12 protein-coding genes are annotated in these 13,612 nt (G+C 28.8%); 7 read left to right on the top strand and 5 right to left on the bottom strand.

The features are described 5' to 3' along the window. Positions 1 to 205: 205 nt before the first annotated feature. Together CDLVIII_RS21415 and CDLVIII_RS21410 are read right to left on the bottom strand one after the other, a co-directional pair. Positions 206 to 1,255, bottom strand: coding sequence for a galactose ABC transporter substrate-binding protein (locus CDLVIII_RS21415; RefSeq protein WP_009171562.1), 1,050 nt, complete (start codon positions 1,253 to 1,255; stop codon positions 206 to 208). Positions 1,256 to 1,433: 178 nt separating this feature from the next. Further along, a complete protein-coding gene (locus tag CDLVIII_RS21410) occupies positions 1,434 to 1,997 on the bottom strand; it encodes a TetR/AcrR family transcriptional regulator (protein WP_009171561.1) in 564 nt (187 codons plus the stop codon). A gap of 329 nt (positions 1,998 to 2,326) precedes the next feature. On the opposite strand from CDLVIII_RS21410, the gene CDLVIII_RS21405 reads away from it, so the two are divergent. From CDLVIII_RS21405 to CDLVIII_RS21395, 3 genes are all read left to right on the top strand, one after another. Next, positions 2,327 to 3,517: a multidrug efflux MFS transporter gene (locus CDLVIII_RS21405; RefSeq protein WP_009171560.1), complete on the top strand. Its 1,191-nt coding sequence runs from the start codon at positions 2,327 to 2,329 to the stop codon at positions 3,515 to 3,517. A 41-nt stretch (positions 3,518 to 3,558) separates the two neighbouring features. Beyond that, on the top strand, positions 3,559 to 4,143 hold the full coding sequence (locus CDLVIII_RS21400) for an isochorismatase family protein (RefSeq protein WP_009171559.1): 585 nt from the start codon (positions 3,559 to 3,561) through the stop codon (positions 4,141 to 4,143). Positions 4,144 to 4,433: 290 nt separating this feature from the next. Further along, the gene (locus tag CDLVIII_RS21395; RefSeq protein ID WP_009171558.1) at positions 4,434 to 4,631 is read left to right on the top strand and encodes a hypothetical protein; all 198 of its coding nucleotides are present in this window, start codon (positions 4,434 to 4,436) and stop codon (positions 4,629 to 4,631) included. 40 nt (positions 4,632 to 4,671) lie between these two features. On the opposite strand, the gene CDLVIII_RS21390 is transcribed toward CDLVIII_RS21395, so the two are convergent. Together CDLVIII_RS21390 and CDLVIII_RS21385 are read right to left on the bottom strand one after the other, a co-directional pair. Then, positions 4,672 to 5,718, bottom strand: coding sequence for a substrate-binding domain-containing protein (locus CDLVIII_RS21390; RefSeq protein ID WP_009171557.1), 1,047 nt, complete (start codon positions 5,716 to 5,718; stop codon positions 4,672 to 4,674). A 498-nt stretch (positions 5,719 to 6,216) separates the two neighbouring features. After that, positions 6,217 to 6,915: a DUF975 family protein gene (locus CDLVIII_RS21385; protein ID WP_009171556.1), complete on the bottom strand. Its 699-nt coding sequence runs from the start codon at positions 6,913 to 6,915 to the stop codon at positions 6,217 to 6,219. A gap of 121 nt (positions 6,916 to 7,036) precedes the next feature. On the opposite strand from CDLVIII_RS21385, the gene CDLVIII_RS21380 reads away from it, so the two are divergent. Continuing rightward, the gene (locus CDLVIII_RS21380) at positions 7,037 to 7,765 is read left to right on the top strand and encodes a tetratricopeptide repeat protein (protein ID WP_009171555.1); all 729 of its coding nucleotides are present in this window, start codon (positions 7,037 to 7,039) and stop codon (positions 7,763 to 7,765) included. Positions 7,766 to 7,827: 62 nt separating this feature from the next. After that, complete coding sequence (gene blaOXA / locus CDLVIII_RS21375; RefSeq protein ID WP_009171554.1) at positions 7,828 to 8,679, top strand: class D beta-lactamase; 852 nt, start codon at positions 7,828 to 7,830, stop codon at positions 8,677 to 8,679. A 71-nt stretch (positions 8,680 to 8,750) separates the two neighbouring features. Here the strand turns inward: blaOXA and CDLVIII_RS21370 are convergent, their stop codons facing one another. After that, the gene (locus CDLVIII_RS21370; RefSeq protein ID WP_009171553.1) at positions 8,751 to 9,650 is read right to left on the bottom strand and encodes a glycyl-radical enzyme activating protein; all 900 of its coding nucleotides are present in this window, start codon (positions 9,648 to 9,650) and stop codon (positions 8,751 to 8,753) included. A gap of 248 nt (positions 9,651 to 9,898) precedes the next feature. On the opposite strand from CDLVIII_RS21370, the gene CDLVIII_RS21365 reads away from it, so the two are divergent. Both CDLVIII_RS21365 and CDLVIII_RS21360 read left to right on the top strand, forming a co-directional pair. Continuing rightward, positions 9,899 to 10,651 (top strand): DeoR/GlpR family DNA-binding transcription regulator, encoded by a 753-nt coding sequence (locus CDLVIII_RS21365; protein ID WP_009171552.1) that lies wholly within the window; start codon positions 9,899 to 9,901, stop codon positions 10,649 to 10,651. Positions 10,652 to 11,105: 454 nt separating this feature from the next. Continuing rightward, complete coding sequence (locus CDLVIII_RS21360) at positions 11,106 to 13,511, top strand: glycyl radical protein (protein ID WP_035301882.1); 2,406 nt, start codon at positions 11,106 to 11,108, stop codon at positions 13,509 to 13,511. Positions 13,512 to 13,612: the final 101 nt, after the last annotated feature.

Below are 13,612 nucleotides of genomic sequence, written 5' to 3'. Positions count from 1 at the left end.
TTATAATATATTAAGCTGCAATTCTAATGTTCTAATTTTATTAGTTGATTACATAATAAGAAGAATCTATAATTTATTGAATTTGGTAATTACTCAGTTGTCTTATAAAGTATAATGTTTTTTTATTTAAAAAGAAATTTTATAGCAAATTAAGCAGGATACTATTTAATATACTGCTTAATTTGCTATAAAGTGTTGTCATATTTTATTGCTTAAACATTGGCCCAGTAACCTCTTTAAAAGGAATTTTTATAGCAACTCCAGTATCATCTAATTTGTAAGGAATGCCATCAGTGGGATTTTTTCCATCAATTAAATTCAATCCTACAGTGTAAATAGTATTAGCCATATTATCAGGATCTTGAAAAGCGGTACCTAACATGAAACCTTTTGAAATAAGGTCCTGAGCCTCAGGGACTCCATCTACCCCAACAACTGCAATAACTTTTGCTTTATCTCCGCTATTATAACCATATTGCTGCAATGCCTGAACAGCACCAATGGCCATAGAATCGTCGTTTGAAATTATGGCCTCTATATTATTGCCATATTTTAAAAACAAAGCACCTACTGTATCTTTTGCATTTTCTGTGCTCCAATTTAAAATCTTTGATGCGAGCTCCTGTGTTTTAATACCAGATTCTTGGATAGTTGAGATAGAGAAAGTTGATCTATCCATAGATGCTTTATTAAATCTTTCACCAACTAGCATAACATATTGTAATATGTCATCATTATTTTTATCCATAGATTTTTTATAATTTTTCCAAGCATCTGCAATCATTTTTCCTTGCAAAATACCGGCTTGCTTTGAATCTGTTCCTATATATAGAGATTTTTTATAGGTTTTAAGAGGATCTAAATTAAGCGGTTCTCTATTAAAAAATATTACTGGAATATCATATTTTGCAATTTTCTTTACGAATTCATCTACTTGGTTTACATCAACCATATCTAAAAGAACAAGGTCAATTCCTTCTTTCAGAGTATTTTCAAGATTTAAATTTTGTGTTTCTGGATTAAATTTGGCATCGTAAAAAGTAAAGATAACTTTTTCTGGATTTCTTTTTTGAATTTCTTCAAAACTCTTACGAAGAAGTATAAGATAATCATCATTTAAATCTTTTGAAAAAACACCAATTCTAACAGGAGATCTTGTGTCAGTAGCAAAAACATTGTTAAAATTATTTACTAGTATTATACTACACATAATTATGATTGCGGTCATAGCTAGGATTTTCTTAAGTGTTTTCATTTGAAACCTCCGAGCATAATTGTTCTTATAGCACTATTATTTGAAAAAAATATATATTAATACGTGAAAAACTTGAATTTTAATTAAAATAAAAATAACTTACCGTATAAAAATAATTCGGTAAGTTTAATTTTATATAATGAAAAATTAAAAGGAATGCAAGTTCTATATAACTTTTTTATTTAGTAACTATTGATAAAATAAAATCATCTATCATTAATTGAAAACTCTCGTCTAAATTAGCTATATCATTGTGAAAATATCCAAAGGAATATAAAGAAACAAAGCCATGTAAAAGACTTCTTAGATTTCTACTTTTATGAACTAAAAGTACTTCATCTTTAATGTAAAAGCTTAGAAGTTTACGTATGATGTTGTTAGTTTCTCTTGCCAAAAGTTTTACTTCATTATCTTCTGTGCTTGGAGTACTTACATAAAGCATATAGGCAGTTTTGTTTTCGAAGGCGTAATCCCTGTAAACATAAGCCAATTCTCTTATAGCATCTTCACCACTCTTGCCAATTAATTTCTGCATGAGTTTCAAATTCAATTCTTTTAATGTATATATTGTCATCTCTATTTTTAGATTATTCATATTAGTAAAATGGTTATATAAAGAAGGGTATTTTATATTAAGTTTCTCAGCAATTTTCGGAAAAGTAAGCTGATTAAAACCAATTTCATCAGCCAATGAAAAGGCTACTTGAATAATTTTTTCTTTAGTTAAATTTCTCTTTTGCATTTTGTGTCACCCCCAGTGATTTCGTCTTGTAAAAATAGTTTAACATTTGAAAGAATATTTATCAACTTATAAAGTATAGTTTACAAACTATAAAAAATAGTTTAATATTATGTTGAAAAGTATGGTTGGTGTATCATATAGATAGCAAACTTTGAACTTAGATATATGTAAGTTCTGATATATGTATACAAAAAATTAACCAATATAGGTGACTATTCTATATATAAGTTCAATTTATAAATTAGATATCTATATCAATTAAAAAATGAAATAGGATTCTTGAAGAATTTTATATAATTACTTTAAAAGAAATGGGATGAAATATACTTATGAAGATGTGGAAAAGAAATTTAATATTTTGTTGGTTTGGAATGTTTGTAACGGGTATAGGCATGAGCCAGATTGCTCCGGTGTTACCTTTATACATACAACAACTTGGTGTTAGAGATACTGCCTTGATTTCACAAATATCTGGGATTGCCTTTGGAATTACATTTATTATTTCAGCAATTTTTTCTCCAATTTGGGGACAGGCTGCAGACAAATTTGGACGAAAGCCAATGTTACTTAGAGCAAGCCTTGGGATGTCAATAGTAATTGGATGCATGGGATTTGCACCAAATGTATACATACTTATAGGATTAAGATTGCTGCAAGGTGTAATAACAGGTTACAGCACAGCATGTACTACGCTAATTGCAACACAAACTGATAATGAACATGCTGGATATGCTTTAGGTACACTTTCTACAGCAAATATTGCAGGCTCTTTGCTTGGGCCAACATTTGGGGGCTTCATGGAAGAAGCAGTAGGTTTGCAAAGTGTATTTTTCATAACAAGTGCATTAATGTTTATTGCATTCCTCACAACTGCTTTATTTGTAAAGGAATCATTTAAGCGTGAAGATAAAAAAGTATCTACATTTAAAGAAGTGTGGAGAACTGTTCCAGAGAAGAACTTGACGATTACAATGTTTGTGACCTTCTTCATATTAAGTGTAGCATTATACACTGTAGAGCCTATTGTAACAATATATGTTGATCAGTTATCTAAAAATAGCACTCATGTTGCATTATTAGCTGGAATAACATTTTCAGCTTCGGGTTTAGCAAATATACTAGCGGCTCCGAGACTTGGCAAACTTTCAGATAAGATAGGAGCACATAAAGTTATATTAATAGCTCTTGTGGTTGCTGGAATTATTTTTATACCTCAGGCATTTGTAAAAAATCCTTGGGAGTTAATGTTTCTCCGTTTTGTATTAGGATTAGCGGCAGGAGGGCTTAGTCCATCTGTTAATATCTTAGTAAAAAAAATAACACCAGATGCTATAACTGGCAGAATTTTTGGCTTTAGCATGGCAGCGGGATATCTAGGAGTATTTGGAGGTTCAGTTCTGGGTGGACAGGTAGCAGCATACTTAGGAATAAGATATGTATTTTTTATTACGAGCGCATTGCTGCTAATAAATGCAGCATGGGTTTACTTTAATGTGTATAAAAAACTTAGTTTAAATTAATAATTATCATATAAAAAATAAAAATGAGTAGGAGAGAAAAAATGAATAAGTTACCAGAAAATGAATTATTAAAAGCAGATAAAACAGCTCTTGTACTAATAGATTTACAAAATGGAATTGTAAACAGAGAACTTGCACCATATAGTGGTGGGAAGGTAGTTGAAAATGCCAGTAAATTAATTAATGCATTTAGTGAAAAGGGTGCATTTGTAGTTCTTGTAAGAGTTTCTACTACAGATGGAAAAGATATGGTTAAACCAAAGACAGATTTAGAAGTTAATGCAATGAAATATCCAGAAGGCTGGGATATTCTAGTGCCTAAAATAGCAAATACTAAGAATGCTCATATTATTACAAAAAGACAATGGGGAGCTTTTTATGGTACAGACCTAGACTTGCAATTAAGACGCCGAGGAATTGATACTATAGTATTAGGTGGTATTTCCACTGGAATCGGAGTAGATACTACAGCAAGAGAAGCATACCAACATGGGTATAATCAAATTTTTGTAGAAGATGCAATGGCAGCAATGTCAAAGGAAGAACATGATTATGTTTGTAAGCACATCTTTCCTAGGATGGGTAAGATTAGAACAAGCGAAGAAGCAGCATTAATGTTAAAATAAAATGCTCTATTACAGAAAGTGTTGTTAGCTAGAAATATGGCTATCAACGCTTTTTTATAAATAAATTAATAAAATAGTAAATTTTGAAGTATATTAAGATGAAAAGACTTTGTTTGATAATTAACAATCAATTATATACGTTTTCGTAAAAGGTTTCAATACGAAAAATAAATTGTTAACAACTTATTAACAATTTATTAATAAAATTAAACGATTTCTGTAAATAAATTCCTTTTATTATGTGTAAAAAAAGGGTATTATAAGAACATAAAATTTAAGGAGATGATTTAATGATTAAATTTATTAAAGAGGTATTTAATTTAAAGGCTTTTAAAAAGGCAGTTTTATTAGCAGGAGTAGTTTCAGAGGCAAATGCAGGTTCAGCTGACTATATGAATTTAATTAAATATATTACAAGAGTTGAAGAAAATACTTCTAGTAATGAAAGCACTGTTAACAAGGAAATGGAATTGAAAAAAGCTTCATAAGCTTTATATTAAAAGCTTATGAAGCTTTTTTTATTAATAATTAATTTAAATTTTCAACTACACCTCCATATGGTATAGTTAATAGTTTCTGTGTATAATCAATTGTGCAATTTGTATTTTCAATAAGATTTCTATTATAAATTAAATTCATTCCGATAAAATAAACATCTTTAGCCCAATCATATGGATTTACAAGCACAGTGCCTGTCATTACACCTTTTTGTATTAGATCCTGAGCTTCTTTCCGTCCATCAAATCCTACAACAAGCACATTTTGCCTATTAATATTATAGCCATTTCTTTGCAAAGCCGTAATGGCACCTATAGCCATGGTATCATCATTAGAGATAATTGCTTCAATTCTATTATCATATTTTAAGAGTAGTGAATTAACAGTGTTCATGGCTTCTTCCTCTTTCCAATCACAGATCTTTGTAGATATGTCTTCGGTTTTTATATTATTTTCATTAATTGTTTGAATAGAATATTTTGAACGTGCAACTGCGTACATATTATTTAGGGAGCCTTCTAGCATAACATATTGTAGTATATTATCATTATTTTTATCAATATATGATTTATTTTTATTCCATGCATCAACAAGAATTTGCCCTTGTAAAACACCACCTTCTGATGGATTTATAATTACTAAACAAGATTTAGTGTAAGACATAACAGGGGTTAATTCACCATTACCAAAAAACATCACAGGAATATTACTTTCTTTAATTCTGTCAATAACATATTTAGTAGAATTTATATTTACCATATCTATTATTAAAATGTCAGCCTCTTTTGATCTGAGAATAGAATTTACTTGTTTATTTTGTATATCTTGACTTCCTTTGCAATCAAAAAAAGTATAATGAATTGTCTCAGGATTTTCTAACTCAACCTTTTTCATATTATCTACTATAAGTGAAGTTATATAAATATTGAAGTCGCTTATTAGCACGCTGGCTCTTATAGGCGGATCTATATTATTTATTGATGAAATGCTATTAAAATTTATAGGACGTATTTGCTGTAATATGGATGTAATAAACAAAAATGCAAGAAATAGAGAAATTTTTTTTAATAGTTTCATTGTACTCTCCTTATTTTAAAATAAAAGTTTAGACCCAAGAAATTAGTGTTTATTATTTTAATTAAATAGCATTATTAATTAAAGTGCACAGAATTAGTTTAAGTTGAAATTTTAGAATTATACAAAATAAAATTTGTATAAGTAAATAGGATATGTTATAATTAATTCATGTTGAAATAAAAGTAATGATTTCATTATTATGGAATTTGGCTTTGAGCAATATACACTCCTTATGAAATAAAGATATAGCTAAGACAAAAGGCAATGAACATTAAATAATAATTGTTCATTGCCTTTTATCTTAACGTCATATCATGATCACTAAAATATTGAATTCTTAAAGCGTGTTACAATACTGTCATAATTCCACTGCAATATATAAGTATCAGATAATTAAAAAATATTTATCCATTATTAAATGATTACTAACCGGTATTTAGAATAATTTATTACACTCTAGTAAACCATTCTTTTTCTCTTTAAATATAAAATAGATATTTAGTTTTCTCTAGCGTCATAGTAATATCTTTTTACACTTAGATAAAAAATAGCAAAAGTTACATTTAGATATGGAAGAAATAATGATAATCCTATCAATAATAGTAAAATATACACTAAAAGAAAGTAAATTGGTAATGGGAATAATATTAATATGAATAATGGCAGTATAATTAATGCAATCCATCCAAGAAAACTTACTGAAAGCATAAAAAATTCCAACTTATGCCCCTTCATCATATTTGCACTTTCCTTTAAACAGTCAATAATTGATTTGCTCTTATCATCCATTAAAATGTATAATGACTGAGAAAATATTAATGCTATTATAATACCTGGTATTATTAATAAAATAAGACCTATAGCTATACATATGGTTATTATAATATAAATTATTAATGCCTTAAAAAAAACACTAAAGCCTGAAAATATGTCATCTAATAAAGGTATATTTTCAATTTTTGCATAGTTTAATGAAAGGTTTAAGGTTCCTATAAATAGGATAATATTAATAGATAGTGTAATTATATTAACAATTGCTTTTATAAATAAAGAACTGCTAGTATCAGCAAAAAAATTAATTGCAGCTAAAATTGCTGGGAAGAAAATAATAGAAATAAAGAACCCACCAATAGCTAGTCCCCATCTATTTCGTAATTGATTTTTAGCTTGCTTTTTTAACTCAGAAGCGGTATTCATTAAAATTTCCTCCTTAAAACTAAAGAATTTTTATAATCTAATAATTTTAGAATTATATCATAATCGGAGTATTTATACAATATATAGGAGAATTAATATAAATAAAAGGAGTTAGCAAATTGTGAACATTTTTAAAAGATTAATAATAAGTATTCTTGAAACAAAAGCAAATGCATTATTAACAGATGGAAAAGTTCAACAAGCTATAAGAATATACGACAAAATTAATAAAATAGATGATACAAAAGCAAAGATTTATTGGAATAAGATGATTGGACATATTACTTTAAAAGAATTTGAACAGGCATTAGAATGTATAGATAGATTAATATATTTACAACCTGATAATGAAGATTTTTATTGTGAAAAGGCATCAATACTTAGTTCAATTAATCCTAAAAGATTTGAGGAAGCAATAGATTGCTGTAATTTAGCTATAGAAATAGAAAATAATTGTGCAGAGGCATATTTTAGAAAAGGTTTTGCATTAGCTGAACTACATCAATATGATGAAGCAGAAATCTGCTACAATAAGGTTATTGAGTTATCAATGGAAAGTCATAGAGTGTATTTAAACAAAGCAATAATTTTTCTGAAAAAGAAAATGTATCACGAGGCATTAGAATTATGTGATAAATCAGTAAAATTAAGTTGTGAGGATAAATCAAACTTAAGTCTAGCTTATTTTACTAAAAGCAGAATATATGCGAGCTTGAACTTGAAAAATGAGTGCATAGAATATTTGGATAAAGCGATTAAAATAAGTAATGAATGCAAAAATTTTGTGGCCAAATGTGAAGAATTTGAGTTTATAAAAAATGAAAAGGATTTTATAAATATTATGTCTTAGGAGGAAGAGATTAATTTATAGTAGATAAATTTGAAGTATTTTGAAAGAAATAGGGGAAGACAATGTTTAAAAAGTTAGTTTTTTTAGGAATTATTTTTTTACCATTAATTTTATGGATTGTTTGGAGTAATACAAATAAAAATAGTTCTAATTCATCTATGATATATGTGGAGAAAAATGATGAAAATAGTGAAAAAGTTTTAAATGAAGATTTAAGTAAATATTTCTCTGGATATGATGGATGTTTTGTTTTATATGATAAAAATCAAAATAAGTATTTAATTTACAATGAGGCAAAAAGTGAAAAGGAAATATCACCATGTTCTACCTTTAAGATTGTTAATGCATTAATTGGTCTTGATACTAATGTTTTGCAGGACGAAAATACTATTTTTAAATGGAATGGGACAAAGTATGCTATAGAGGAATGGAATAAAGATCAAACTCTATCAAGTGCAGTTGCTAATTCTGTTGTGTGGTATTTTCAAGAAGTAGCATCAAAAGTTGGAGAAGAAAGGATGCAGGAATATCTTTCTAAAATTGATTATGGAAATAAAGATATATCTGGTGGCCTAACAAAATTTTGGCTGCAGTCTTCTTTGAAGATTTCACCAAGGAAGCAAGTTGAACTTTTGAGAAATATGTATGATTATAAATTACCATTTTCACGGAAAAATATAGATATTGTTAAGAAAGTTTTAAAGATTTCGGAGCAAAATGGAATAGTGCTTTCAGGTAAGACAGGTTCGGGTACGGATGGAAATAAAAGCATAAATGGGTGGTTTATTGGTTATGTTGAAAGAGATAATGATGTTTTCTTTTTTGCTGTTAATATTGAAGGAAAGGATAATGCAACTGGTGTATTGGCAGAACAGATAGCCAAGAATATATTAAAGGATAAAAATATTTTATAATATAGTTAAAGACTAAAAACCGAAGGATACAAAATTTTTATAAATATCAAGGGCTTATTGAAGATTGGATTTTATATTAGTACAAATCCATTTTCAATGAATATATTTTTATATTCAAATAAATCTTCTTCATGAAGCTGCTTTATATTACTGAAAGCATAAGGCTTATTTAAAAGTGTGTATTTTTTTTGGCCAAATTGATGAAACGGAAGCAGGTTTATTTTTTCAGCGTTAATAGATTTAAGTAGTTTACAAAATCCTTCAGCATCTTCTAAACTATAATTTATATTTGGAATAACAGGAATACGTATGATAACATCTTTCCTACTTTTTATTGCATACTTTAAATTTTCTATGATTATATCATTGTAAACATTTGTAGCTTTAAAATGTTTATCTCTGTCATAATGCTTTACGTCAAATAACAATAAATCAACATTGTTTATAAATTGCGAGAATACTTTGTTTGAAATATATCCAGTGGTTTCAATTGCTGTGTGTATATTTTTCTCTTTTAAAAGTTTTAAAAGCTTAGATGCAACTTCATGCTGCATAAATACTTCACCGCCAGACAATGTAACACCACCATTGGATTCTTCATAAAATACCTCGTCTTTCATAACTTCTTTCATAATTTGGTCAAGAGTTAGGAGTTCACCTTCTACTGAAAGAGCTTTATTATGGCAAGAATTTACACATTTTAAACAATCATCACATTTCTTCGAACGAACTTCTATATTATTATCAGATAAAGAGATAATTTTTTGAGGACAAATATCTATGCAATGAAGACATTTTATACACTTGCTTTTATCCCAGATAATTTGTATTTTAGAATCTTGAGATTCTGGATTTGAGCACCATGAACACCTTAATGGGCAGCCTTTAAAAAATACTACGGTTCTAATTCCAGGGCCGTCATGTATACTATACTTCTGAATGTTAAAAATGCAAGCTTTTAAATCCTTCATATTAATCATCTCCATTTATTAATACATTTTATGAATTAATGTTAACACGAAAAATTTTAAGTGTAAAGATAAAGTTACGTTTGAAATAAGATTTTATTTCGAACAAATCATAATTGCTATAATAAAGCCATTTAGATGATTAGATAAACATTAATAGAATAAGGCTACTTTTATTCGAAATATGATTAGTTTATTTTGTAAATAGTTTGTGTTATAATTCCATTAGATTTAATAGATAGGAGGTTGCTATGATAAATAGATACACAAAGCTTCTTGAAATTGTGAATGAAAATAAACGTATAGAAGTCAGTAAGTTAGCAGAACTTTTAAAGGTGTCTCAAGTTACGATAAGAAAAGATCTTGGAGCATTAGAAGAAAAAGGATTGCTAAAACGTGAGCACGGATATGCTGTCATGACCTCAAGTGATGATATAAACAGCAGACTAGCTTTTAATTATGATATAAAAAGGAAAATAGCACATTTAGCAAGTGAACTTGTAAGCGATGGGGAAACAATTATGATTGAATCTGGTTCATCGTGTGCCTTACTTGCAGAAGAACTTGCATATAATAAAAAAGATATAACCATTATTACTAATTCTACTTTTATAGCCTCATATATTAGAGAAGGAAATGCAAAAGTAGTATTATTGGGAGGAGATTATCAACCAGAATCTCAGGTTGTGGTGGGACCTCTTACTAGAAAATCAGTAAAAGATTTTTTTGTAGATAAATTATTTGTTGGAACCGATGGCTATAATTCTAAAATAGGGTTTACAGGAAAAAATTTAATGCGTACAGAAACTGTAAAAGCTATGGCTGAAAGTGCTGATAAAATTGTAATATTAACAGTATCTTCAAAGTTTTCCGAACGAGGAGTAGTATCTCAGTTTAGAACAGATGAAGTAGATTATGTCCTAACTGATACTAATATTCCAGAAGATGTTTTGGAAAGTTTAAGGAAAGAAAAAGTACAGGTCCAAATGGTAAGTATAGAATAATACAATAAATGAATTTTAGTGTACATATTAAAAAAGAAATTCAATGTATGTTGAAGGAGGAGATATTTAATGATTTATAAATCCTGCAAATAAACATATATTGAATTTTTTCTATTTACACATATAAATATAGCTGATTATATTTGCTTTAATTAGATTATGTTTTTGAATAACAATCATAATAAAAATCAATTTGATTTATACTCCCTTAAAGTACGCAATGCTATGTATTAATATCAACATAACAGTTATATCTTTTATTTTTAAGAAATATGATTATATATGTGAATTTCAAAAGGAAAATATATAAGTTTCAAATGAAATATATTTATTGACAAAATGTAACTATAGTATATAATTGAAGTGCATGTGAAAACAAAATTATTTCAAATGAAATAAAAATATGAGCACTAGGTGTTTGAGTATTAAGTTATTCAATGAAAGGGGAATGTTTATGAATCATTTTGGAGAATTAACAATAAGAATGCATAATTTCCGTGAGGAATTATTAAATGCAAAGCCTATGGTGTGTGTAGAAAGGGCTAAGTTTACCACAGAAAGTTACAAAGAACATGGTGATAAACCAATGGTGCTGCGTAGAGCATTGTGCTTAGAAAATATATTAAAAAATATGACTATATTCATTGAAGATGATACAGTAATTGCAGGTAATCAAGCTTCATCTAACCGCTCGGCGCCTATTTTTCCTGAATATGCTATGGATTGGGTTATTGATGAATTAGATGAATTTGAAAAACGTGATGGGGATATATTCTATATTACGGAAGATGCTAAAAAGGTTTTAAAAGTAATTGCACCATTTTGGCAACATAAAACATTAAAAGATAGAGGGCTTGCAGGAATGCCTGCTGAAAGCAGAATTTTTTATGACCTTGGAATTATAAAAGCAGAGGGAAATATTACTTCAGGAGATGCTCATATCGCAGTTAATTATGATAAAGTATTAAAGCTTGGATTAGTAAATTACAAAGAGAGAGCAGAAAGAAAGTTAAAAGAATTAGACCTTACGGATTATAGAAACTTAAATAAATCTTATTTTTATAGAGCAATTTTAATTGTAATTGATGCAGTAGCAGCTTTTGCAAAGCGTTATGCAGATTTAGCTTTGGAAATGTCAAAAACGGAAAATAATGATACTAGAAAAACAGAATTATTGGAAATGTCTAGAATACTAAATAAGGTTCCGTATTATCCAGCAGATACCTTTCATGAGGCAATACAATCACTTTGGATGATTCATTTGGTTTTACAAATTGAGTCAAATGGGCATTCACTTTCATACGGAAGAATGGATCAATACTTAAATCCTTATTATGAAAATGACTTAAAAAATAAAATTATTACTGAATACAGTGCTAATGAATTATTGACAAACTTATGGCTTAAGACATTTACAATAAATAAAATAAGAAGCTGGTCACATACAAGATTTAGTGCAGGGAGTCCATTATATCAAAATGTTACAGTTGGTGGACAAACCTCTGATAAGAAAGATGCAGTTAATCCATTAAGTTATTTAATTCTAAAAAGTGTTGCTCAGGCAAAATTGCCACAACCTAACTTAACAGTGCGTTACCACAAGGGATTGTCTGATGATTTTATGAAAGAATGTATTGAAGTTGTGAGATTAGGATTTGGGATGCCAGCTTTTAATAGTGACGAGGTTATTATTCCTTCTTTTATAGAAAAGGGAGTAGCAGAGGAAGATGCCTACAATTATAGTGCAATTGGATGTGTTGAAGTTGCAGTTCCAGGAAAATGGGGCTATAGATGTACTGGAATGAGTTTCTTAAATTTTCCTAAATCATTATTAATTGCATTAAATAATGGAATAGATCCTGAATCAGGGACAAAGCTTTGTGAGGGCATAGGTCACTTTAAGAATATGACATCTTTTGATGAGGTTATGAAAGCTTGGAATAAAATTATTCGTGAATTCACAAGGCATAGTGTAATAATAGACAGCTGTGCAGATATGGCTATAGAAGAGGTTACAGCAGATGTGTTATGCTCTGCGTTAACAGATGATTGCATTGAAAGAGGACTAAATCTAAAAGAAGGCGGAGCAGTATATGATTTTATCAGTGATTTACAGGTAGGTATTGCGAACCTTGGAGATTCTCTTGCAGCTATTAAAAAATGTGTATTTGAGGATAAGAGTTTTACTCCAGCACAATTATGGGATGCACTAAGTAATAATTATGAGGGAGAGGAAGGTAGAAGGATTCAGGAAATTTTAATTAATAATGCACCTAAGTATGGAAATGATGATGATTATGTAGACTTATTATTAAGAGATGCCTATGAAATTTATATTGATGAAATAAAGAAATATAAAAATACTAGGTATGGAAGGGGTCCAATTGGAGGAGGCTATTATGCGGGAACATCATCAATATCTGCTAATGTACCGCAAGGGGGTGGAACCTTAGCAACTCCAGATGGAAGAAAAGCAGGAGAACCTTTAGCGGAAGGATGTTCACCATCTCACGCGATGGATAAAAATGGACCTACAGCAGTATTCAAATCAGTTTCAAAATTGCCGACACATGATATTACTGGAGGTGTATTATTAAATCAGAAAGTTACACCTCAAATGTTATCCAAGGAAGAAGATAGAATGAAATTAATTTTATTAATTAGAGCGTTCTTCAATCGATTAGAAGGTTTTCATGTTCAGTATAATGTAGTTTCTAGAGATACCTTAATTGATGCACAAAAGAATCCAGAAAAACATAGAGATTTAATTGTCAGAGTTGCAGGTTATAGTGCCTTCTTTAATGTATTATCTAAGCAGACACAAGATGATATTATTGAGAGAACAGAACAAATTTTATAATTAAAAATAGAAAACGAAAATATTTAATAATGTAGTTTATATTAAAAAAGTGTTATATCAGTTTAATTGATACAACACTTTTTGTGATTTGAAGTGTATGA

Origin of the sequence: Clostridium sp. DL-VIII (assembly GCF_000230835.1) — a bacterium.
Classification (GTDB): Bacteria; Bacillota; Clostridia; order Clostridiales; family Clostridiaceae; genus Clostridium.
This window is presented reverse-complemented; position numbering and strand designations above follow the sequence as displayed.